The organism is Mesorhizobium sp. PAMC28654, from assembly GCF_020616515.1.
Lineage (GTDB): Bacteria > Pseudomonadota > Alphaproteobacteria > Rhizobiales > Rhizobiaceae > Mesorhizobium.
The window spans coordinates 4,770,288-4,792,547 of the sequence record NZ_CP085135.1 but is presented as its reverse complement, the minus strand read 5'-3'; the positions used below and the strand labels follow the sequence as shown (position 1 = coordinate 4,792,547).

The window sequence follows — 22,260 nt, the reverse complement described above, 5'->3', positions numbered from 1 at the left end:
CGCGCGGCATGGTTGAACGCTAAATCCCAACCGTGGAAGGAACGCAAATGACAATCGTCGGATATGCCAGGGTATCGAGCACCGGGCAGAACTACGAAACCCAGGTGGAAAAGCTGACTGCGGCCGGCGCCACCAAGATATTCACTGAAAAGCAGTCCGGCTTGGACAAGGATCGGCCGGAGCTGGCGCGGTGCCTGGAGTACGTGCGGGAGGGCGATGTGCTGATGATCACAAAGCTTGATCGCCTGGCGCGCTCCGCCAGCCATCTGCACCAGGTCGCTGACGAGTTGGCGTCCAAGGGCGTCGGCTTCAAGGTGCTGGACGATTCCGGCGTGGACACCACCACGCGCACCGGCAGGCTCGTCTTCGGCATCCTGGCCAGCATCGCCGAATTTGAGACGGCGCTGCGTAAGGAGCGCCAGATGGAAGGCATTGCGGCGGCCAAGGCCGAAGGCAGGACGGGCGGCCGGCCGGCGCTTTTGACGGCGGAAGCTGTGGCAGCGATCAAGCAGGCGCGTGCAGACGGCTTGTCGATCCGCGCGACGGCGGCGAAAGTCGGCTTCTCCAAAGCCACTGTGCAGAAGGTGCTGGACGGTTCGCGCATCGTCGAGTGAGCGAAATTCGTTTAAACGATAAAGGCCCGCGCGCCGGGAGCTACGGGCGAAGGGGCCGCAATCAAGCCCAGTTGCGGTTGTCGTCGGCGCAAAGTAACTACGAGTAAGGACATGAGGATGGAGGGATTATGTTCTTCACAAAGTTGGCGCTGGTCATTGCGTGGCTATTGGTGATCCTTGGTGGCCTTCAGGTGGCGCTTGCCTTTTCCATCGACCCAACTATGGCTCCCCGATACTTCGGATCAAGAACCCTAGGCCAGGCTATCGACCGTGGGGTGTTGTGTTTTCTGATCGGCATCGCAGGGGGCGTGGTGGCTGAAATAAGCAAATCGGTTGCAGCGAAGGCGGAAGTGAAAAAGCAGGAAGTTGAGTGAGCGCCCCGTTTGGCAGAAAGTACAGCCAATCTTTGCGCCACGTTCCTGCGCGTGCGCATGACCGTTCTTTCAAATCGGGATGACGTGACCGCTTAGTCGCCTAACAGCCTAGGCTCATCGCCCACCGTACCTATTTCCCTCATCGCCGTGCTGCCAGCCCCTTGCAGCTCATCGGCGGGGCCACGGTTTTGGTGATGAGGCCAATGGCGCGCTTTTGCATTACCTGAAGATCTGCCTCATCACCTGCACCGCAACACCCCACACCCCTTACGTGGGTGGGGTGATGCAGTGATTTTGCATCGCCTGCATCACCGTTGCATCACCTAGGGTGTTGCAGGCGATGCAGCATAAAAGCGCCTCGCCACCCGGTTCTGATCTTTGCGCGTATCAATCCCGATCACCTCGGCGGCCATCCACTTGCGCAGAATGTCCTTCACCTTGGCCCGTGCGGCGTTCTGTTCCGGCGTGCGACCGCTTTTGTCACCGATGTCGAGGTCGAGCACACTGGCCACAGCATAGCCGCCCCATTCCGGCGATTGATCGCTTTCCCGGTAAGCACCCCCCGTAAACAGGGCCTGGACACGGGCGAGGTGATCCGGCGTCACGTCGTCAAGTGGATTAGGCGGCGTATACTTGTCGACGGCTCCCACGTTGTCGCCGTTCGGCAGTTGCACCGACACAAGCTGAAACCAATCCCGCTTGCCGGCAGGCGGCGGCGTCATGTTCGGCTTGTCGTCCGCCATGCAGACGAACCGACGCGGCTCTGAAATACCAAGCCTGGCAGCTTCATCGTTGGACATGCGGTTGATGACGCGAACGCCACGGCAACCGTCGACAAAGGCGCTGCCGCCGCGCGCGCTCTCCGCCGATGCTTCCTCCCTGCCAAGCTTGCGCGAGTGGTGCACCAATTCGACGGCGCAACGGCCAAGGTGAGCGACACGCGCCCATGCCTTGACGGCGGCATCCATTGCCGCGTTGTCATTCTCCGGCAGGCTATGGCTGCTCACGAATGGGTCGATGATGAGCACGTCTATGCTGTTGGCGCGGATTTCGGCCACCAAGTTGTCGATGACCGGCTCCAGCACCGTGATCGTCTCGCGGACTTTCTTGGCGATCACAAGCGGCGTGTCGCGTCCCGAGTTGACGAACAGTTGGCCGTTCAGCGTGGCCGGCTCTATGCCGTGATGCTGAACGGCGGCGGCAAAGCGCCGCTCGACTTCCTCGGCAGGGTCTTCAAGGTTCCATATCCAAACCTTCAGAGGCGCCGGCCTCGGGTTGCCGCCGATGAGGTCGCGCCCCGTGGCCATAGAAAGCGCCTCGGTCAGTGTCATAGCGGTCTTGCCGGCGCCGCCAGGGGCAACGGTGCCGGTGGCAAAGCCGCGAATATAGTGGTTCCCGAACAGCCATTGGCGGGGCGGGATCGTGGCGGGATCACGCCAGACAAACGGCGCGGCGTGGATGCGCGAGGTGACAGACTTGGCGTCGCCGTCCTCCTCCTCCGCCCTCGCTTTAGCATTCGCTGCGGCGGTGCGGATCATCGCCGGCACGTCCAAGCCCAGGTCATTGCACAGTTGCAGTTCGGCGTCGCGCTCTGCATCCAGGTCGCCAAACTCGACTTCGATGCTTTTGGCGCCTATCTCGTTTTGAGAATAGGCGTAGGCGTTGGCCACCTTTACGGCCATGTCCTCCGGTTCCCACGGCGGGATGCAGCGGGGATTATAGTGCTCTAGCAAGAGGTCGAGCGCCACGGCCTCGCTGATGCCGAAATCCCGGGCCCCGGCACAGACTGCGTATGTCTGCGCATCGCCGCCGCTGCCCTGTATAGCCGGCTTGGCGTCGAGAGCGAGGTAGCGCGCGGTATTGGCGATAGCGGCAGGCGTGTCCAGTTCCAAGCCCTCCGGCGCCTTGCGCGGCTCGGCCTGCGCGGATGCGGCCAGGATTGCGTCGATCAACCATTGCGGCATGTCGGGCAACGGGGCCTTGTGTTCGACAGTGTACGTCCCGGCGTTGGTGATGCTACCTGGCGCCACGACATAGCCGCCAAAGCTCCGAACGTCGATGCCGCTGCTTTCGCCATCGGGACCGGCCAGCCCGAGACGGCGCGCCACGTTCAGTCCAAGCTTGCCGACGCTGTTAGAAAGTTTGACGCCCTCGACGAGATAGAGGCGATGCTTGCCGCCGGTCGGCGTCGAATGGACAGGCCCATCGGGGAGCGCTTCGCCGGCTTCCTTTGCCATAGCATCCAGGACGGCCACCCCGTCCAGTCCGTTCTTGCAGTCCAGGTCCAGCACCACAACGCGACCGCAGGCAATGCCGATATTAGCCGGGTGAGGCCCGCCGAACCATTTCTGCAATTTGGCCGGATCGCGTGAGGCCCTGGACGGCCAGTCCTTGAACAGCGGCGGCGTTTTCTGGCCCGGCGTGACCGGAAAGAGGTTGCACTCGGGGTAGTGGTCGATGAGCCAGCGCGCGGCGGCAAGCTTGGATGAAACTGATCGCTTTTTGCAATCAGTTTCATTAGACTGAATGGGCATTTTGTTTCACTTTCTTCGGGTTACTGAGCCCGCCGCTTTTCCCCGGAGCGGCGGGTTTTTCCATTGGGAGGGGACCGGAAGCCCCGCGCCACCTCGTTGAGGTCGACGCCGGGAGCGGCGCAGACATCGATCAGCGGTGGCGAGGTGCTGGTAATGCGAACCGTGACGCCGGGGGCGATCTCAACGGCGCGGCCAGTAGCAGCCGCCTTTGCGGCGGCACGCCGGACAAGCTCACCGAAAAAGCCGCCGATGCCGTTCACGTTGGCGAAGAGCGACGGGTCATCGGCGTATGCCGCGCCGGCGAAAGCGTCACCCATGATGTTCTCCACGATGCTGCTGGTCATGCTGCCCTCCTGCCTTCGACGACCAAGCGCCAAACCAGCTTTCCCTTGCCGTCCCGAGCTATCTCGATGAGGCCATCCCTTTGAAGGCGCCGTTTCGCGGCAACTACCTCCTTGGCGCGGTGGCCAGCCTGCCGCCCCTGACGCAGCGCCTCCGGGAGCCTAATCTGATGATCTGTGCGCGTCGTGAGGGTGTAGTGAAGCCAGTTCTCCGCCGCCTCTGAGGGTGCGGTGTGGATGACGGCGTTCATGACGCCACCCTGGCGGGCTCGGCAATGCCCGAGACTTCCCAGGCCAAGAGATCACTGGCGCGGTAGCGGATGCGTCCGCCAGGTAGCTTGATGGCCTTGGGGCCTTTCCCCTTGGCCAGAAGATTGCGGAGAGATTGGGGATGAAAGTTGTACCGCTCGGCTACCTGGTCGGTAGTCAGAAGCGGATCGTCAATTGCGTCGCGAGGGGTCATCGCGGTTTCCTTTTCGGCCGTTGGCCGGTTGGTGTTGCCAGCCAAGAGGACGCGTGTTTAAGGGCGGACCTAGGCCGTAGTACTTCGACGCATTGGGATTGATCCGTAAGGAGGGTGTTCTTGATTGCACCCCCTCGCCAGAGTGTTAGCGGTCCGGTCGGAACATGCCGGGGTGTTCGCCCTCTGTTCCGTCGAAAAGACGAAAGAAGATGATTAAATCATAGGGCCGGAGATTAAAGCAACGACTATATTTTTGACTTGGGTTTCCTTTGGAAGCTTGAAATTTGCGTCGCGAATACCTAGGTTTCGGAGGCTGGCCTACTGCCACTGGTCGGCTTGCTCGCGCGAGGCGCAATCTTTCTAGGGTACTGTCGGTTAAACGATCAGCTCGCCCGCGTCGGCTCCAAGGCCGCGACATGATGCGCCCACGCATTCAATGCTGCCCGGCGCTCAGGCAGATACAGCGCCCTGTTATACACACCAGCCACGCCAGCCTTTGCCGCTCCGCTGATATGGTTCACAACCGCCTCGACAACATGCGGGGCGATGCCCATTTCGTTCATCCCTGTGACCATCGTTCGCCGCAGATCGTGGCCGGTCCAGTGTGGAAGGGCGGGACGGCCCATGGCCTTGGCCACAGCGGTTACGCGGGAGTCAAGGGCGACCTTTGCGCGATTGGTGTTGTGCAGGGTGCCGGCGAAGACCGCATCGCTGTTGAGCTTTGCCAGCGCTTCGCCGCCGTCTCGCTTCGCCAGTGCCTCCGCTTTCCGCCTCTCGGCATCTCCCAATGCCTTGCGTCGTTGTAAGATCGCGGCGACCGTAGGCGACAATGGCACCATATGCGGCAAGCCGTTCTTGGTGCGATTGCCGGATAACTCCCAACGCGGGTCTTTGCCGGTGAGGTCATGCACCTCATCCCATGTCATGCCGGCGACTTCGGCGCGCCGTTGGCCGGTGAGCATGAGGGTTAGGAAATAGTCGCGGAGCGTGTCGGACAGCGGTGGTACATCGTTGACGCCGTACATGACGCACAACGTGGCGTCGTCATCGCGGAGCGCTGCCGCCACGATGGCCAGTTCATCGGCAGACAAGGCGCGGTCGCGCTTGGTGTTGTCGTGCAGCGCCTTCACGCGGTTTGCGGGAGAATGTTCCATCAAGTCGCGGTCGATACAGTCGTTGAAGAACAGACGAATATGGGCGAGCGCGTGGTTGCAGGCGGAGGGTTTGCCGCGCTTGTCGATCTTGTCGAGCACCCCTTTCACGTCCGCTTTGCTGATCGAGAATATTTGCCGGTCCTTCCAATCGGCCACGTCCTGCCCGGTGAGGCAGTTCTTGTATTCACGAAGGGTTGACGCAGCCAGCCTCGATTTCTGGCGCGCCAGAAAGCTTTCCACCGCCTTGCCGAACGTGCTGGCCTCGGCTGCGGCAGCTTCGCGCTTCGCTTCATCGACGGGATCGGCCCCGCGTTCAGCACTGGCCTTGAAGGTTCTCGCCTTCTCTCGGGCCTCTGCCAGGCCAAACAAGGGCGAAGGACCATAGCGGCCAATGGTCATGCGCTTGAGCTTTCCGCCTACGCGGTCGAACACGAAAAAGGTTTTGGTGCCGGTGAAGGCCACGCGAACGCCGAAGGACGGCAAGAGATTGTCGAAATAATCAACCTGGCCAGCGGGTGGCGGTTTGAGAGCTTTAAGCGTGGCGTCGGTGAGCTTCAATTTCGGCATGGCTGTTACCTCCAAAGGTGACTAAAGGTAACGCTTCCGTCGATTATGCGCAAGTATGCAGAACGATGACTTTCGATCCGAATTTCAAAACAAATCGTGCATTTTCAAGGATTTGCGCCTGTTTTTAGTATGCATATCGATATCAATCAATGCTATCGAGACAGATTCCTAATCTGTAGGTCACAGGTTCGATTCCTGTCGGGATCACCAACAAAATCAAGAGTTTAACGCCTGATCGTTGGTGCAATCATGTTGCAAATCAATACCTTGGTTTCCAAGGCGCCATCCGAACTGCCAAGGCGCTTTCCGGACAACATGTCGGTGTCTTAGCTTGGAACAGGCATGCCGATCCGGCACTCGGGGACCAATTCAAGGGCCATCGACCGTGCTACCCACGGCGAAGTGCCGGATATGGAATGAAGATGATCTACCCACCCAAGCGCCCGGATGACGATCGCCAGGAGGCCATCGAGCCGGATCCTCAGGCAATCAAGGCGCGCAGGGTTCCGCTGCCCACCGGCTACCGACAGGGTGTCATCTCCGCTATCACCGTGCTGCTCGGATTTTCGCTTCTTTTCCTGCGGTACTGGAATTTCGAAGCCGAGGGCGGATGGTCGGGTGCCTCGATCCTGGCGACGCTCCTGCTGGCACTGGCCATCGTCCTTCAGCTCCTCGCATTGTGGCGGTCGCTGCTACCACGGGACGACGACGAGCCGGTCTATCAAGTCACGCTGCGCTGGTTCCTCGCCTCGATCATCGCTCTTATTGCGGGCGTGCTCCTTGCCGGGCTGAGTGCTTCGCACGTCTTCAATATTTGATCGCGTCGGTTCCGGGCGACCATCCGCCCTTTATGGCGTTCCCACCAGAAACTCGAAAACCCGCCTTGGCATGAGTCGACAATTTCGAGGCGGCGGATCATTTGCGGGCTGTTCTCGCCGCAGACCAGAACACTGTTCCCAACGCTAGGATGACAGCCGCTTTTCTAAGAGTCTGACTCATAATGTTTCTGATTGATATCATTGGTTTGCGATCCGCCGTGTCATGAGTTGAACGGATGCGAGGAGCAGCCAGGCGGTGGAGCTTTCGATGGTCTCCTCGAAGTCCTTGGACAGGCGGCGGTTGCGGCCGAACCAGGCGAAAGTTCGCTCGACCACCCACCGGCGCGGCAGCAGGACGAAGCCTTTTGCGGCGTCGGATCGCTTGATGATTTCGAGGGTCCAGCCACCTTTTCCCCTGAGCGCGGTCTGGAGTTTTTCACCGGCGTAGCCGCCATCGGCGAAGACGTGGCGCAGCCAGGGGAAGCTTTCCCGAATGGAAGCCAGAACCTCGGGGGCGCCGTCTCGGTCCTGGATGTCAGCGGTATGGACGATCGCCGCGACCAGCAGGCCCAAGGTGTCGGTCAGGATATGGCGCTTTCGGCCTTTGATCTTCTTGCCCGCATCGTAGCCGCAAAGCCCGCCGCTTTCAGTGGTTTTCACGCTTTGGCTGTCGATTACGCCGGCGCTGGGCGACGCCTCCCGACCTGCGGCGACACGCACGGCCATCAGCAGCAGGTGGTTGATCGTGGTCCAAAGGCCGCTGTCGCGCCAAGCGTAGAAATAGCGCTGCACGGTCGATACCGGCGGCAAGTCCCTGGGCAGCATTCGCCAAGGCAGACCGCTACGCAGCACATAAAACACGCCCTCCATGATAGACCGCTGCGACCATTTCGGCGGCCGGCCAAGCGCCGAGCGAGGCGGAAGCAGCGGTCCCAGAACCATCCATTCCGCGTCCGTCAAATCACTTGAATAACGTAGTCCCTTTCGGGCATGCTTGGCGCGGGTGATATCAGTCCACATGGGATGCTCCGTCGAGGCTTCGCAACTCCGACTGAATCACAAGTCATTGATATCACCCAACTTCTTTTTGGGTCAGACACTAAGGCCAGTAGAACCCGAAATCCTCGCCGAATTCGACCACCGTCACCAGGATGACGTACAGGCTGGAGATCAGCACAAGTGTCATAACACTGAGACGGTCGAACCGCTGAAGTTTTTGTGAGTTCCCTTGATAGCCTTTGTCGGCACGCATGGTGCCATCTCCCCGCCCAAGCTAGTCATCATATCCTATTTCGTGAGGAAACGCTAATGGACATCGACTTGATTGCGGCGGTGGTCACAGAAAGCACTGCAATCACGACGACTATTTGACAACGGCGCACCCCCTCCGACACCCAGCGCAATCATGGCCCACGCTTTCGCGCGGGCCATTGGCTGATCATTCTGCATCCAGAACCTGAACGACCTGATGGGTATCGGGATCTACCAGCACCGTTCTTCCTTCGATGACGGTGTACTGGTATCTTTCGTTGGGCACCTCTCGAAGTTCGACCTTGTCGTCAAGTCTTGTGCCGACATTCAGTTCGACTCCGGGCAGCTTGATCGATGCAAGCGGGTTCTTGTGAACGTATTCCCGGTAAACCTTCTGATCATCCGGCTTGACGATGATGGTGTCGGCCATTGCCACTCCAAGGCCCGACATCAGAATGGCGCCGGCTGCCAAGGTGATCATATACGTTTTCATGGTTTATCTCCCTTATTCGGTCATCTGGCGCTTACGTTAGTCGCCGTGCATACAAAGTGCTGACCGCGCCTTTGTTCCCGGAACAGAATCTAACCGTTTGACTCGACAAGTGAGGCTTCTCCGCAGGAACAAACCGCCAGAAGCGGCGTTTGGCGGCGGCTGGCTGGCGGTGGCGGCGTCTCTTGGGTCCGCTCTGCCTTCGAGCGCAGTTAAGCCATGCCTGCCCTCGCCGTCGGCAATGGTGGGGCATTTTGCCTCGTGCGAGGGGATGGCAGGCCCGATAAATAGCCTCGGCTTCCGTTACGGTATCTTGATTTGACACCTGAGCCGCGCGGGACCACCCTTCATTGGCGGTCGCTGCTATCATTCGATCTCGGTTCGGTGTCGGAGATTGACAGATGCGTATCCTCGGAGGCGTTTTCGCACTTGCCATCGGCCTTGGCCTTGGCGCTCCCGCCAACGCGTCGATCAACTATAATGCCAGCAAATCCAACACCTTGGGTTCCAGTGTTTCCAAGCAGTTGAAATGTCGCAAGGCCCGGTCGCATATGGCTGTGAAGGGCTGCGGCGTTCCAAAGAATAACGCCGGGATGGTCATGGGACGACGCATCCACAGGCCTGTTCAGTGATCAGCGCTGTCTCCCGGACGACCGTCAGAGCCGGCGCTTTGCCGGGTTCTTCGCGCGGACAGTGTTCCAATTGGATAAAGGCAGTTCTGGTGTCGCAAGCAGAGCGTCCGGGCCGTAGTGCAAGGACGGCGTCTCTTTTCACATTGGTGTCGATATTGGTGGTGCTAGCGGTCTCGTCCTTCGCGCAATCCTGGCCGGCGGCATCGGGACAGGGCGTGACCGCGTTCGCGATAACGGCGACCTGGGCGAGACATCTGCGAGGCCTCGTGACATTCGCCGACCTTCAGAAATCCATAGGCTCCGCCGGGCATCTCGAGTCGGTGGAGGACAATGGCTACGAGGAACCGCGCGCACGCTATGGTTGGACCGGGCCCGGCGGCGCGGGGAAAATCGTGGCGTTTCAATATCGGTCCGGCGCGTTCGCTGCGATTGTGAACCCGGTCGATCTGAAGGGAGCCATCGAGGTCAACAGCTTTGGCGCCTTCGTCTGCCCGGCCTGTTCTCCTCCGGTAAACGCATGCGGCAGTCGACCCTCCTGGGTCTTGAAGGACATCCATTGGGATTCCTTCGACTGCCCGCGAACCGTGACGGGGCCGCAGGCATCGATGGACTGACGATGGCAAGCCGAGCGTCGGATCGCGCTTACTTCACGCGCCTCTTTTCGAGCTTCCGCGCCAGCGTGCGCCGATGCATGCCCAGCCGCCGCGCCGTCTCCGAGATGTTGAAGTCGGTATCGACCAGCGTTTCGTGAATACGCTCCCATTCGAGGTTCTTGATCGACGTCGGCCTTTCGGTGAGTGGCACCGACGCATCGCCCTCGACCTGGCCGAAAGCTGCCTCGATGTCGTCGGTGTTGGCCGGCTTGGCAAGATACTGGCAGGCGCCGAGTTTTATCGCCTCGACAGCCGTGGCGATGCTGGCAAAGCCGGTCAGCACGACGATCCGCATTTCAGGATCGTGTTCATGCAGCGCCTTGACGCATTCGAGGCCCGAACCGCCGGCAAGCTTGAGATCCACGACCGCATATCGGAATGCGACCGTGCCGATCAGCGCCAGCACGCCGTCGACGCTTTGGCAGCTATGTATTTCGTAGTCGCGCCGTTCGAAAGACCGGCGCAGCGCGTTTGCGAAGGCGATATCGTCCTCGACGATCAGCAACGAGCGTTTAGTCGGCATTGTGCCCTCCTGGGGACAGAGCAGCCAGCGGCAGATGCAACGTGACCGAAGCTCCCCCCTCGGATCTGTTCCTTACGGTGACGGTACCCCCCAGCTTGCGGATGACGTTGACGACCAGGAACAGGCCAAGCCCGCTGCCGGGCCGGTTCTTGGTCGAACTGTAAGGCTTGCCGAATTCAGCAAGCATGGCTTCTTCAAATCCCGGCCCCGCGTCGACGACTTCGACGATGAGATCGTCGGCACGGCGGCTGACGATCAGCCCAACCCATAGAGGCGACGCTTCGAGCGCATTGTCCAGCACATTGAACATCACTTGCTTGAGCGCGGGATCCGACACGATCTCCTGGTTGGTTCCGAAACGCTTGGTGTATTCGAAACCTTGCGGCAGCCGTGTCACCTTCCATTCAGCCACCAGTTCCGCCAGGAAGGCGTCAACGGAGGTGCGAACGGTTCCCTCGCCGCGCAATTCGCCCGATGACATCAGGATTCCCGAGACGATCTTCTTGCAGCGGTCCAGCTGGCCCTGCATCACCCGGATTTCCTGCGCCATTTCCGGGTCGGCCTTGAGCGTCGGCATGCGCTGCCAGTCGTTGAGGATCACGGAAAGCGTGGCGAGCGGTGTGCCAAGTTCATGCGCGGCGCCCGAGGCGAGCAGGCCCATCCTGACGATATGATCCTCTTCCGCCGATTGCTGGCGCAGATCGGCCAGATGCGCGTCACGGGTGCGAATGTTGTGCTGGACCCTGGTGATGAACAGCACCAGAAGCGTCGCCGCGAGCACGAAGCAGATGAACATGCCCTGGATGTGCAGGCTGAACAACCCGGCGTCATGCGTATGCGGCAGGTTGATCTCACGGTAGAACGTGGTCAATGCGATGAAGCACGCGCTGGCGATGAGAACCAGCGCCCAGACCGACCACGTCTCCAGCAGCACCGCGCCCAGGATGACCTGGAGCAGGTAGAGCGAAATGAAAGGATTGGACGCGCCGCCGCTCAGATAGAGCTGGACCGTCAAGGCGGCGACATCGAGCAGGAGTCCGAGGAATATCTCGGTATTGGTGATCGCGTCCTGGCTGGCATGCCGGCGCAGGCTGGCGATGTTGAGCGCGATCAGCAGCAGGATCACCACCGCCATCGGGACCAGCGGCAGGCCGATGCCGAGCGCGTAGCGGACGAACAGGATCGTCACGACCTGACCACCGACCGCGATCCAGCGCAACTGGATCAGAAGCAGGAAATTCTGCTTGTTGGTCTTGTCGTGCAGGGTCATGCGGCCGGCAGGTCCTGGGCCATGGCTGAGCATGTCACTCAGGCGGTTGTACGATCCAGGCGCTGGCTGAGCCTCAGTGCCAGCAAGGTGCAGGCCGCTCCCGACAGCAGATAGGCGCCCGACGAGATCAAACCGAAATGGGCGGACAGGAACAGAGCCACGATAGGCGCGAAGCCGGCGCCGAACAGCCAGGCGAGATCCGAGGTCAGCGCGGCGCCGGTGTAGCGGTAGGTCTTGGAAAAGTTCGAGGCGAGCGCACCGGAAGACTGCCCAAAGGACAGGCCGAGCAGAACGAAGCCCAGCACCATGAAGATGGACTCTCCGACGAAACCGCCGTCGAGCAGTTGCGGCGCGAAGCCGCTGAACACGGCGATGGCCACGGCCGAGCCACCCAGCAGCGGCCAGCGCCCGACGCGGTCGGCGACAAAACCCGAGACGGCGATTGCCGCAAGACAGAAGAAGGCTCCGATCGTCTCGATCACCAGGAACCGCGCCGGCGCTTCGCGCGTGAACAGGAAGATCCAGGACAGCGGAAACACCGTGACCATGTGGAACAGGGCGAAGCTTGCCAGCGGCGCGAAGGCGCCAAGCACGACAGTGCGCCCTTCCGCGCGCAATGTCTCGCTGACCGAGGTCGGCTCCAGTTCCTGACCTTCAAACAGCTTCGTGTATTCCGGCGCCATGACGATACGCAGACGCGCGAACAGCGCCACGACATTGATGGCGAAGGCGACAAAGAACGGGTAGCGCCAACCCCAGCTGAAGAAGTCTTCCGCCGACAAGGTGCCGACAAAGTATGCAAACAGCGAGCTGGCGACGATGAGACCGAGCGGCGCCCCAAGCTGCGGGATCATTGCATACCAGCCACGACGGTTTTCCGGCGCATTCAGCGCCAGCAACGAGGCAAGGCCGTCCCACGTTCCGCCCAGCGCCAGTCCCTGGCCGATACGAAACATAGCCAGAAGCCAGGCGGACGCCGAGCCGATACTCTCGTAACCAGGCACGAAGGCGATCGCCACGGTGGAGGTCCCCAGCAGGAACAGGGCGATGGTGAGCCTGGCGCTGCGCCCAAAGGCGCGGTCGACCGAGATGAAGATCGTCGTGCCGATCGGCCGCGCGATGAAGGCGAGCGCGAAAATGCCAAAGGAGTAGAGCGTTCCGGTCAGTGGATCGGCATAGGGGAATACCAGCTTGGGAAAAACGATGACGGAGGCGATCGCGTAGACGAAGAAATCGAAGAATTCCGACGTGCGCCCGATGATGACGCCGACGGCGATTTCGCCAGGCTTCACGTCATGATGACGCGCATTGATCCGTCTTGCGTCGGCTTCGATGTTCGAAGTGGGGCTCACAGCATTCTCCGTTGCCCGGGAGACATGACTCCCATCGCATTCGCATGCGATCGCTTGCCATATGCGCCGGCCAGGTGCTTTGATGGCGGTTGCCGCGTCATTGCGGCATTGGACAAATTGTCCAATGCCTTCATTGCTGCAGTGCAGCTAGCACTCGGGGGAACAACCGACAGGTCATAAATTGAGCCGTCTCCGTACCCTCTTCCTGCTGCCCTTGCTGGCATCGCTCGGCTCCTGCAGCATGGTTGTCATGAACCCCTCCGGCGACGTGGCCGCGCAGCAGCGCGACCTGTTGGTGGTGTCCACGGCATTGATGCTGATCGTCATCATACCGGTGATGGCTCTCACCATATTCTTTGCCTGGCGATACCGCCAGTCCAACCGAGAGGCGCGCTACGAACCGGATTGGGACCACTCGACCCACCTTGAGCTCGTCATCTGGGCCGTACCTCTCCTGATCATCATCTGCCTGGGCGCCGTGACCTGGACGGGCACGCATCTGCTAGACCCGTATCGTCCGATCGGCCGTGTCGCCGCCGGCAAGCCGCTTGCGCCGGACGTGCGTCCGCTTGAGGTCGAGGTCGTTGCCCTCGACTGGAAATGGCTGTTCATCTATCCGGAATACGGCGTCGCCCTGGTCAATGAGATGGCGGCACCGGTCGATCGGCCGATCAGTTTCCGCATCACCTCCGCCTCGGTGATGAACTCCTTCTACATTCCCGCGCTGGCCGGCCAGATCTATGCGATGCCCGGCATGGAAACCAAGCTGCACGCGGTTATAAACAAGGCCGGCGACTATGAAGGGTTCTCCGCCAACTATAGCGGCGCCGGCTTCTCGGGAATGCACTTCGGCTTCCACGGACTGAGCGACGCCGACTTCCAGGCATGGGTCGCCAAGGCCAAGAACGGCGGTGGCAAGCTCGATCGACCCACCTATCTGCAGCTCGAACAGCCCAGCGAGAACCAGCCTGTTCAACGCTATGCGGGCGTGGATCCCGATCTCTACAAGGCGATCCTCAACATGTGCGTCGAGGCCGGCAAGATGTGCATGAGCGAGATGACGCAAATCGACGCCAAGGGCGGCCTCGGCCTCGCCGGCATCCACAACACCATTCCGCTTCTATACGACAAGTTCGCACGGCGAGGCTCGGCGCTGGGCCCCGCACCATCTTATGTCGCCAGCATATGCACGACCGAGGAAGCACTGGCGGCTTCGAACGCGGCGCAACCCTCTTCGCCGATGACCTCCACGCCGATCCTCGGCGCGGGCCTGCAACGGCCAATGCCCCTGTCGATCCGACTGCCGTCACCCCAAGCAACCGGCACGGTTCGGTCGCCCTTCAACTCCTGAGGCGCCACGCAAGACATGTTCGACAATCCCGCACTTCTCAAGGCGATCTTCGGCCGGCTGACGCTCGAGTCGCTGCCGCTTCATGAGCCCATCGTCGTCGCGACTTTCGCTGTCGTCGCACTGGGCGGCATCGCCCTTCTCGGCGTGCTGACCTATTTCAAGCTCTGGGGCTATCTATGGCGCGAGTGGTTCACCAGCGTCGACCACAAGCGCATCGGCGTCATGTACATGGTGCTCGGCATCATCATGCTGCTGCGCGGCTTCAGCGACGCGATCATGATGCGCCTCCAGCAGGCAATGGCCTTCAATGGCTCGGAAGGCTATCTCAATTCGCATCACTACGACCAGATCTTCACCGCGCATGGCGTGATCATGATCTTCTTCGTGGCGATGCCGCTGGTGACGGGCCTGATGAATTTCGTCGTCCCGCTGCAAATCGGCGCGCGCGACGTGTCGTTCCCGTTCCTCAACAATTTCAGCTTCTGGATGACGGCCGGCGGCGCGGTGATCGTCATGATGTCGCTGTTCGTCGGCGAGTTCGCGCGCACCGGCTGGCTCGCCTATCCGCCGCTGTCAGGCATCGGCTACAGTCCCGATGTCGGCGTCGATTATTACATCTGGGCGCTGCAGGTGGCGGGCGTCGGCACGCTGCTTTCAGGCGTCAACCTCGTCTGCACCATCGTCAAGATGCGTGCCCCAGGCATGTCCCTGATGAGAATGCCGATCTTCACCTGGACCGCACTCTGCACCAACGTGCTCATCGTCGCCGCCTTCCCGGTGCTGACGGCGGTGTTGGCGCTGCTGTCCCTCGACCGCTATGTCGGCACGAACTTCTTCACGAACGATTTCGGCGGCAACCCGATGATGTACGTGAACCTGATCTGGATCTGGGGCCACCCGGAGGTCTACATCCTGATCCTGCCGGCATTCGGCATATTCTCCGAGGTGACCTCTGCCTTCTGCGGCAAGCGGCTATTCGGCTACACCTCGATGGTCTACGCGACCGTCGTCATCACCATCCTGTCCTATCTCGTCTGGCTGCATCACTTCTTCACCATGGGATCGGGAGCGAGCGTCAACTCGTTCTTCGGCATCACCACGATGATCATCTCGATCCCGACGGGCGCCAAGATATTCAACTGGCTGTTCACCATGTACCGGGGCCGTATCCGCTTCGAACTGCCGATGATGTGGACAGTGGCCTTCATGCTGACCTTCGTGGTCGGCGGCATGACCGGCGTGATGCTTGCGGTTCCGCCGGCCGACTTCGTGCTTCACAACAGCCTGTTCCTGGTCGCGCATTTCCACAACGTCATCATCGGCGGCGTGCTGTTCGGCCTGTTCGCCGGCATCAGCTACTGGTTCCCCAAGGCCTTCGGCTTCCGGCTCGATCCGTTCTGGGGCAAGATGTCCTTCTGGTTCTGGGTCGTCGGCTTCTGGTTCGCCTTCATGCCGCTCTATATCCTCGGCCTGATGGGCGTGACACGAAGGCTGCGCACCTTCGAGGATCCCTCGCTGCAGATCTGGTTCATCATCGCCGCCTTCGGCGCCTTCCTGATCCTGCTCGGCATCCTGTCGTTCCTCATCCAGATCTTCGTCAGCGTGATGCGGCGCGAGCAGCTTCGTGACGACACCGGCGATCCGTGGGACGGGCGCACGCTCGAATGGGCGACCTCGTCGCCGCCGCCAGCCTACAACTTCGCCTTCACGCCGGTCGTCCATGATCTCGACGCGTGGGCGGACATGAAGAGGCGCGGCTACCAGCGTCCGTTGACGGGTTTCCGCGACATCCACATGCCCCGCAACACCGGAGCCGGCGTCATCCTGGCGGGGTTGAGCGTGGTGCTCGCCGTGGCGCTCATCTGGTACATCTGGTGGCTGGCGATCGTCAGCTTCGTCGCCCTGATCGGCACCGCCATCGCGCATACCTTCAATTACGACCGGGACTTCCACATTCCGTCCAGCGACGTCACGCACGTCGAGGACGAGCGGACACGCCTACTCGCGGTCACCAGCCAGGCGGGATGAGCACAATGGCACACGCTGACACTGCGATCGACGACACGATCTTCCATCTGGAGGACGACCACGGGCATGCCGAGAGCGGCAGCAGCACCATGCTCGGCTTCTGGATCTATCTGATGAGCGACTGCCTCATCTTCGCGATGCTGTTCGCGGTCTATGGCGTTCTCGGCGGCAATTACGCCGCCGGGCCGGCGCCGAAGGATCTGTTCGATCTTCCGCTGGTCGCGCTCAACACGACCATGCTGCTCCTGTCCTCCATCACCTATGGCTTCGCCATGCTGGAGATGGCGAAAGGGCGCGTGGGTTCTATGCAGATATGGCTGGTGGTCACCGGCCTGTTCGGCCTCGCCTTCCTCGGCATCGAGCTCTACGAATTCGCGCATTTCATCCACGAAGGCGCGACGCCGCAGCGCAGTGGATTCCTGTCGTCCTTCTTCGCGCTGGTGGGAACGCACGGCCTGCACGTCACCTTCGGCCTTGTCTGGCTGGTGGTGCTGATGGTCCAGGTCTCCCGGCATGGGCTGATCGCCGCGAACCAGCGGCGCCTGATGTGCCTGAGCATGTTCTGGCACTTCCTCGACGTCATCTGGATCGGCGTCTTCACTTTCGTCTATCTGATGGGAATGTTGCGATGAGCGCCGGACATCACGCCGACACCACCGAAAACGGCCACGCGCATCACGGCGTCGATCACGGCTCGCTGCGCGGCTATCTGACGGGCTTCGGCCTGTCGGTGGTGCTGACCGCCATTCCCTTCTGGCTGGTCATGACCAACGCGCTGGGCAACCAGATGGCATCGGCGATCGCCATCATGGCCTTCGCGGTCGTGCAGATCGTCGTCCACATGGTGTTCTTCCTGCATATGAACACTAGGTCGGAAAGCGGCTGGACCATGATGGCGCTGATCTTCACCCTCATCCTGGTGGTGATCGCGCTGACCGGTTCGCTCTGGGTCATGTACCACCTCAACGCCAACATGATGCCCGGCCACGACATGAGCCAGATACCCTGAGAGGCGTACCCCCTCCTTTGGACGAAAAGGCGCAAACGCGACCGCGTTCCGACAGAGGCGACAGCCCTCAAGCCTGGCGTTCGAAATGGACGCTGCTGGTGCTCACCCTTTGCGGCGCCATGGGCGTGGCCGGGTTTTCAGCGCTTGGAATCTGGCAGCTGGAGCGCCGGGTCTGGAAACTCGACCTGATCGACCGCGTCGAGCATCGCCTGCGGGCGGCGCCAGTGGCAGCACCAGGGCCGGCGGCCTGGGCGACGGTCAACGCGGCCGATGACGAGTATCGCCGGCTTGTCGTCGCGGGCCGTTTTCTCGACGATCGCGAGACCCTGGTTCAGGCGGTGAGTGATCTCGGCGGTGGCTTCTGGGTGATGGCGCCGTTCCGCACGGACGACGGTTTTACTGTGCTGGTGAACCGTGGCTTCGTGCCGCCGGACAAGCGTGACCCGCAGGCTCGTCTGGCCGGCAAGCCCTCAGGCGAACACACTGAAATTCACGGCTTGCTGCGCATGAGCGAACCGAAGGGCGGCTTCCTGCGCAACAACGATCCGGCTGGTAACCGCTGGTATTCGCGCGATGTCCAGGCGATCGCCACCCAGCAAGGCATCGTGGAGGCCGCCCCCTACTTCATCGATGCCGACGCCACTTCCAATCCCGGCGGATGGCCGGTCGGCGGCCTGACGGTCGTCTCGTTCCACAACAGCCACCTGATCTATGCCGCCACGTGGTTCGGGCTGGCCTTGATGATGCTGGGCGCCGTTGCCTTCCTGTGGCGTCATGAGATGCAAGAGAGGCAACGGCTACCAGAAACGAGTGGTATGAGCGACCCTGCCTAATGCATGTCGCCCAAAAGTGACCTCGGTTTTGGGAGAACGACATGCATAAAAACAAAAGACCTAAAGCGCGTCGCATTGATCCGTTTCGACGCGACGCGCTTTAGTGTCTGATCATTCCGGCATCGACATTCAGCGTCTGGCCGGTGATCCAGCGCGCGTCCTCGCTCGCCAGGAACGACACGACATCGGCGATGTGCTCCGGCTGGCCCTTGCCCTTCATCGCCTGCAGCATCTCGACGAAACCGAACGCCTCATTGTGCGGGCTGGCCTTGACGCCGTCGCTCTCGATCAGGCCAGGCGTCACCGCGTTTGCCGTGATGTTGTATTTGCCAAGTTCGGTGGCCATCGCCCGGGTGAAGCCGATGACGCCACCCTTGGCCGCGACGTAAGCCGCCATGTTGGGCGTGCCGGCGAAGAAGGTGTTGGAGGCGATGCTGATCACCCGTCCGGCCTTGCCCGCCGCCCGCATCTGGTCGGTCGCCGCGCGGCTGACGATGAAGGTGCCGGTGAGGTTGACGTCGATGATCTTGCGCCAATGATCGAGGTCGACATCGTCCCAGGCGATGAACGGCACGATGCTGGCATTGTTGACCAGGATGTCGACGCCGCCGGTCAGCGCCTGGATCTCGGCAAACAGCGCCTTGACCGATGCCGGATCGGAAATGTCGGCGGTGATCGCCTTGACCTTTCCGCCAATCGACGCGGCGGCGGCCTTGGCGCCCTCGGCATTGATGTCGCTGACGATGACGGTAGCCCCGTCGGCCGCGAGCCGCGTCGCGATCGCCTTGCCGATGCCCTGTGCCGCGCCCGTAACCAGCGCCGTCTTTCCCGCAAGCCGTCCAGTCATGAAAAATGCTCCCTCAATCTTTGATCTGGTGATGTGTGTTCAGGCGTCGGCGTCGATAACCGCCAGCGCCGCGTCTATGCCCTTGCCGACCGCAAGCTTCTGGCCGGCCGCGTTCATGGCGCCGCCAAGCGCCGTCAGCGCCGCGATCGCATAGATCGGCTGCGCAGTCGGGCCCATATGGCCGATGCGCGTCAGCTTGCCCAACGTTTCGCCGCGGCCCGATGAAAACACCACGCCGTAGCGAGCACGCGCCGCTATCCTCAGCGCCTTTTCATCGACGCCCTCGGGCGTGCGCACGGCCGTGGTGCTTGGCGAGGCGATCTTGTCGTTGGCGGCCCAGATCGACAGGCCCATGCCGACGACGCCCGTACGCATGGTCTTTGCCGTCAGCGCGTGGCGCGCCCATACGGCCTCGGGGCCTTCGGTGAGATAGAGGTCGAGCGCGACATCAAGGCCGTTCACTTCCGCCACCGAGGGGGTGAACGGAAACGGCTTGTCGCGCGACCAGGCGTATTCCCAGTCGACGATGCTCAGCACCGACGCGCGGGGTGCTGCCTTGTTGGCTTTCATCTTGGCCCAGGCGCGCTCGCTGACGCCCATGATCGTCAGCGCCGGCGGCGCTCCCAGGCACTTACCGGGGCCGGTCACATAGATGTCGGCTTTGCAGTCCTCGGGATGTGTCTTCATGCCGCCGAACGAAGAAACCGCGTCGACGATCAGGTAGGCGCCATGGGCCGAGACCAGTGCGCCGATGGCGTCGATCGGGTTGATGGTACCCGACGGCGTGTCGTGGTGGCAGACGGATACGATGGTGATTTCCGGATGCGCCTTGAGCATGTCAGCAACCGCTTGCGGGTCGATCGCCTCGTTATAGGGCACCTCGATTTCGAGCAGATGCGGCGAATAGCGTTTCGCCCAGTAGCCGAACCCCTTGCCGTAGACGCCGGAAGCAAGATTGAGCACGACGTCGTCGGGCGTGATCAAGGATGCAGCGGCGGCCTCGAGGCCCAGCACCGGCTCGCCATGCAGGATCAGCGGCTTGTTGGACAGCCGCATTGCCTTCTGCGCCTTGTCGACCACCTTCTCGTAGAACAGCTGGAACGCCGGGTCGTAGTCGTAAAGCACCGTGCGCGAGAGGCCGCGCAGCACTTCTGGATAGGCGTTTACCGGGCCCGCGGTCAGCGTGATGACCGGATCGGCGTGATCTGAATAGCGCATGGTCTTGTCTCCGGATTGGCGGCGATTAGAGCATGATCCCGAAAAGTGGGAACCGGTTTTCGCGGACAAACGGTTTTCGTTTGTCCAGAGATCATGCTCCAACAAAAAGCTAGATCAGGATGAATGGTGCAACCATCATCCTGATCTAGCCGTAGAACTGGGTGCCGGTCTTGTAGGTCTTGAAGTTGTCCATGTCGTGCGAGTACATCAGCTCGGCGCCGTGATCCTCGGCCAGTTTCTTCACTTTGCGCATGGAATTGACGCCCGCGACCGGGTCGATGTGGAAGGCCGCCTGGCACAGCGTTTCAAGGCTCTTCTGCGTATAGGCGGCGTCGATGGTGAACATGATCGGCTTGCGCTTGGGGAACTCGACCAGCAGGCTGTAATGGCCGATCGAATGGCCCGGCGTCGAGATCAGCTTGACGCCCTTGGCAAGATCGATGTCGCCGTCGATCCCTTCGAAGGTCGAGTTGGCGCGCGTCGTGCCGGCCAGCAGCTGCGCGGTCGCGCCACGGGCCTCCGCCGCTTCCGCCGAGAAGCTCAGGTCCGAATAGCCGAGATGTTCGAAAGGCTCGGGGCTGCAGGCCTGCGGCACCTCCGTGCGGTGGCAGATTTTCTTGGCATGTGGAAAATACTTGTTGCCGCCGCAATGGTCGAAATGGAAATGCGAATTGACGACGACGTCGATGTCCTTCGGCTCGAGCCCAAGCAGGGCAAGCGCACCGGGAATCGTCTGGTGCTTTTCCTGGATCGGCTTTTCGAACGGCAGCACCTTCATGACGTGGTCGTAGTCGTAGCCGGTGTCGATGAGGAAGCGGCCCTCGGCATGCTCGATCAGGATCGAATAGACCGGGAAGCGCACTTCGCCACCAGGGCCGCGATTCCAGAACACATGATAGCCGTCGAGAACGAGCGAGCCGCCGTCGAGCAGGTAGACCTTGGTATCCGACATTGTTGCCTCCTGTTTTGGCGCGGGTCCCGTCCGCGCATCTGTTGTTGTCAGCGCGCACCGCGCTCGTATGGAATGCCGAGTGCCGCCGGCAGGCTGGCGCGCCGCCCGAACAGCACCAGCATGATCATGACAGCCAGGAACGGCAGCATCTGGATGACGTCGGTCGGTATGTTGATGCCCGCCACCTGCATGGCGGTCGTCAGCGATAGGCAGACGCCGAACAGCAAGGCGCCGAACAGCACCCAGATCGGCCGTCCCCGCGCCAGCATGGCCAGCACGATGCCGAGAAAGCCGGCGCCGTTGGTGATGAACGGAATGAACAGGCCGGCCCCGACATTGGCGAGATAGGCGCCGCCGAGCCCCGCCAGTGCCCCGGTCGTCAGCACCGCGATGGTACGGGTCCTGATGACGTCGATGCCGGCGACGTCAAGCGCGGCCGGCTTGTCGCCGGCGGCCTGCAGATTGAGGCCGAGCTGCGTGCGTCGGTAGAGGTAGCTCATGCCGAACACCAGCGCGACCGCCAGATAGACGATCAGATGGTGTTTGAAGAAGGCCGGCCCGATCACCGGGATGTCCGACAGCAGCGGAATGACGGTCGCGTCCGCCGCCGGCAGGCGGGGATAGCTGCGCGAGAACTGGAAATGGTGAAGTAGCGCTGTCAGGCCCTCGAGACCGAGCGTCAGCGCGATACCGATGACGATCTGGTTCAACCCGATACGCACGCACAAGAGCGCCATGATAGACGCCACCGCAGCGCCGCCGGCGGCACCGGTGAGGAAGCCCAGCCAAAGCGACCCGGAATAGAAGGCGCCGACGAAGCCGAGATAGGCGCCGGCAAGCATCATGCCTTCGATGCCGATGTTGAGCACACCCGCCTTTTCCGACATCTGCTCGCCGAGCCCGGCAAGCAACAGCGGGATCGCCGCGGTGACCGCGCCGAACAGGAGCGCGCTGAGGAAGACTTCGCTGAAGAGCCCGGTCACGCC

25 protein-coding genes and 1 tRNA gene are annotated in these 22,260 nt (G+C 61.5%); 11 read left to right on the top strand and 15 right to left on the bottom strand.

What is annotated here, in order from left to right; genetic code table 11:
- Positions 1-47: 47 nt before the first annotated feature.
- Together LGH82_RS23570 and LGH82_RS23565 are read left to right on the top strand one after the other, a co-directional pair.
- Positions 48-614, top strand: coding sequence for a recombinase family protein (locus LGH82_RS23570; RefSeq protein ID WP_227345048.1), 567 nt, complete (start codon positions 48-50; stop codon positions 612-614).
- 128 nt (positions 615-742) lie between these two features.
- Positions 743-988, top strand: a complete 246-nt coding sequence (locus tag LGH82_RS23565) for a hypothetical protein (protein ID WP_227345047.1) — start codon at positions 743-745, stop codon at positions 986-988.
- 323 nt (positions 989-1,311) lie between these two features.
- Here the strand turns inward: LGH82_RS23565 and LGH82_RS23560 are convergent, their stop codons facing one another.
- The 5 genes from LGH82_RS23560 to LGH82_RS23540 form a co-directional block, all read right to left on the bottom strand.
- Positions 1,312-3,522 carry an AAA family ATPase gene (locus tag LGH82_RS23560; protein ID WP_227345046.1) on the bottom strand — a complete coding sequence of 737 codons (2,211 nt, stop codon included), beginning with the start codon at positions 3,520-3,522 and terminating at the stop codon, positions 1,312-1,314.
- A 20-nt stretch (positions 3,523-3,542) separates the two neighbouring features.
- Positions 3,543-3,866: a hypothetical protein gene (locus LGH82_RS23555; protein ID WP_227345045.1), complete on the bottom strand. Its 324-nt coding sequence runs from the start codon at positions 3,864-3,866 to the stop codon at positions 3,543-3,545.
- Positions 3,863-4,114: a hypothetical protein gene (locus LGH82_RS23550; protein ID WP_227345044.1), complete on the bottom strand. Its 252-nt coding sequence runs from the start codon at positions 4,112-4,114 to the stop codon at positions 3,863-3,865. Before LGH82_RS23550 ends, LGH82_RS23555 begins: the two co-directional genes overlap by 4 nt.
- The gene (locus LGH82_RS23545; RefSeq protein ID WP_227345043.1) at positions 4,111-4,326 is read right to left on the bottom strand and encodes a helix-turn-helix transcriptional regulator; all 216 of its coding nucleotides are present in this window, start codon (positions 4,324-4,326) and stop codon (positions 4,111-4,113) included. Before LGH82_RS23545 ends, LGH82_RS23550 begins: the two co-directional genes overlap by 4 nt.
- Positions 4,327-4,709: 383 nt before the next feature.
- Positions 4,710-6,047: a tyrosine-type recombinase/integrase gene (locus LGH82_RS23540; RefSeq protein WP_227345042.1), complete on the bottom strand. Its 1,338-nt coding sequence runs from the start codon at positions 6,045-6,047 to the stop codon at positions 4,710-4,712.
- A 135-nt stretch (positions 6,048-6,182) separates the two neighbouring features.
- Between LGH82_RS23540 and LGH82_RS23535 the strand changes: the two genes are divergently transcribed.
- Both LGH82_RS23535 and LGH82_RS23530 read left to right on the top strand, forming a co-directional pair.
- A tRNA-Arg gene (locus LGH82_RS23535) sits at positions 6,183-6,257 on the top strand.
- A 206-nt stretch (positions 6,258-6,463) separates the two neighbouring features.
- Positions 6,464-6,865 (top strand): hypothetical protein, encoded by a 402-nt coding sequence (locus LGH82_RS23530; protein WP_227345041.1) that lies wholly within the window; start codon positions 6,464-6,466, stop codon positions 6,863-6,865.
- Between the two features lie 198 nt (positions 6,866-7,063).
- Here the strand turns inward: LGH82_RS23530 and LGH82_RS23525 are convergent, their stop codons facing one another.
- The 3 genes from LGH82_RS23525 to LGH82_RS23515 all read right to left on the bottom strand — a co-directional run bounded on the left by LGH82_RS23525 (position 7,064) and on the right by LGH82_RS23515 (position 8,609).
- Positions 7,064-7,885, bottom strand: a complete 822-nt coding sequence (locus tag LGH82_RS23525; RefSeq protein WP_227345040.1) for an IS5 family transposase — start codon at positions 7,883-7,885, stop codon at positions 7,064-7,066.
- Between the two features lie 79 nt (positions 7,886-7,964).
- Entirely contained in the window at positions 7,965-8,117 is a 153-nt protein-coding gene (locus LGH82_RS23520; protein ID WP_227345039.1) for a hypothetical protein, read from the bottom strand.
- Between the two features lie 186 nt (positions 8,118-8,303).
- Positions 8,304-8,609, bottom strand: a complete 306-nt coding sequence (locus LGH82_RS23515) for a DUF1236 domain-containing protein (protein WP_227345038.1) — start codon at positions 8,607-8,609, stop codon at positions 8,304-8,306.
- Positions 8,610-9,007: 398 nt separating this feature from the next.
- Here LGH82_RS23515 and LGH82_RS23510 point away from each other — a divergent pair, with 398 nt between their 5' ends.
- Positions 9,008-9,238 (top strand): hypothetical protein, encoded by a 231-nt coding sequence (locus LGH82_RS23510; RefSeq protein WP_227345037.1) that lies wholly within the window; start codon positions 9,008-9,010, stop codon positions 9,236-9,238.
- 266 nt (positions 9,239-9,504) lie between these two features.
- Positions 9,505-9,852, top strand: a complete 348-nt coding sequence (locus tag LGH82_RS23505; protein WP_227345036.1) for a hypothetical protein — start codon at positions 9,505-9,507, stop codon at positions 9,850-9,852.
- A gap of 28 nt (positions 9,853-9,880) precedes the next feature.
- Here LGH82_RS23505 and LGH82_RS23500 read toward each other — a convergent pair whose 3' ends face one another.
- The 3 genes from LGH82_RS23500 to LGH82_RS23490 are packed head-to-tail and all read right to left on the bottom strand — an operon-like array spanning position 9,881 to position 13,036.
- Complete coding sequence (locus tag LGH82_RS23500; RefSeq protein ID WP_227345035.1) at positions 9,881-10,414, bottom strand: response regulator transcription factor; 534 nt, start codon at positions 10,412-10,414, stop codon at positions 9,881-9,883.
- Positions 10,404-11,684, bottom strand: coding sequence for an ATP-binding protein (locus LGH82_RS23495; RefSeq protein ID WP_227345034.1), 1,281 nt, complete (start codon positions 11,682-11,684; stop codon positions 10,404-10,406). Before LGH82_RS23495 ends, LGH82_RS23500 begins: the two co-directional genes overlap by 11 nt.
- A gap of 38 nt (positions 11,685-11,722) precedes the next feature.
- Positions 11,723-13,036 carry an MFS transporter gene (locus tag LGH82_RS23490; protein WP_227345033.1) on the bottom strand — a complete coding sequence of 438 codons (1,314 nt, stop codon included), beginning with the start codon at positions 13,034-13,036 and terminating at the stop codon, positions 11,723-11,725.
- A gap of 181 nt (positions 13,037-13,217) precedes the next feature.
- On the opposite strand from LGH82_RS23490, the gene cyoA reads away from it, so the two are divergent.
- The 5 genes from cyoA (at position 13,218) to LGH82_RS23465 (ending at position 18,257) form a co-directional block, all read left to right on the top strand.
- On the top strand, positions 13,218-14,387 hold the full coding sequence (gene cyoA, locus LGH82_RS23485; protein WP_227345032.1) for a ubiquinol oxidase subunit II: 1,170 nt from the start codon (positions 13,218-13,220) through the stop codon (positions 14,385-14,387).
- Between the two features lie 15 nt (positions 14,388-14,402).
- Positions 14,403-16,415 (top strand): cytochrome o ubiquinol oxidase subunit I, encoded by a 2,013-nt coding sequence (gene cyoB / locus LGH82_RS23480; protein ID WP_227345031.1) that lies wholly within the window; start codon positions 14,403-14,405, stop codon positions 16,413-16,415.
- A 5-nt stretch (positions 16,416-16,420) separates the two neighbouring features.
- Positions 16,421-17,047, top strand: a complete 627-nt coding sequence (gene cyoC, locus LGH82_RS23475) for a cytochrome o ubiquinol oxidase subunit III (RefSeq protein WP_227345030.1) — start codon at positions 16,421-16,423, stop codon at positions 17,045-17,047.
- On the top strand, positions 17,044-17,424 hold the full coding sequence (cyoD, locus tag LGH82_RS23470) for a cytochrome o ubiquinol oxidase subunit IV (protein ID WP_227345029.1): 381 nt from the start codon (positions 17,044-17,046) through the stop codon (positions 17,422-17,424). The genes cyoC and cyoD overlap by 4 nt, the downstream gene beginning before the upstream one ends.
- Before the next feature lie 98 nt (positions 17,425-17,522).
- A complete protein-coding gene (locus LGH82_RS23465) occupies positions 17,523-18,257 on the top strand; it encodes an SURF1 family protein (protein ID WP_413771389.1) in 735 nt (244 codons plus the stop codon).
- 100 nt (positions 18,258-18,357) lie between these two features.
- On the opposite strand, the gene pldH is transcribed toward LGH82_RS23465, so the two are convergent.
- From pldH to LGH82_RS23445, 4 genes are all read right to left on the bottom strand, one after another.
- Complete coding sequence (gene pldH, locus LGH82_RS23460) at positions 18,358-19,104, bottom strand: pyridoxal 4-dehydrogenase, SDR-type (RefSeq protein WP_227345028.1); 747 nt, start codon at positions 19,102-19,104, stop codon at positions 18,358-18,360.
- 39 nt (positions 19,105-19,143) lie between these two features.
- Positions 19,144-20,322: a pyridoxamine--pyruvate transaminase gene (gene ppaT, locus LGH82_RS23455; RefSeq protein ID WP_227345027.1), complete on the bottom strand. Its 1,179-nt coding sequence runs from the start codon at positions 20,320-20,322 to the stop codon at positions 19,144-19,146.
- Positions 20,323-20,467: 145 nt separating this feature from the next.
- A complete protein-coding gene (gene pldA / locus LGH82_RS23450) occupies positions 20,468-21,274 on the bottom strand; it encodes a 4-pyridoxolactonase (protein WP_227345026.1) in 807 nt (268 codons plus the stop codon).
- A gap of 47 nt (positions 21,275-21,321) precedes the next feature.
- The gene (locus tag LGH82_RS23445; RefSeq protein WP_227345025.1) at positions 21,322-22,257 is read right to left on the bottom strand and encodes a putative B6 ABC transporter permease subunit 1; all 936 of its coding nucleotides are present in this window, start codon (positions 22,255-22,257) and stop codon (positions 21,322-21,324) included.
- Between the last annotated feature and the right edge of the window lie 3 nt (positions 22,258-22,260).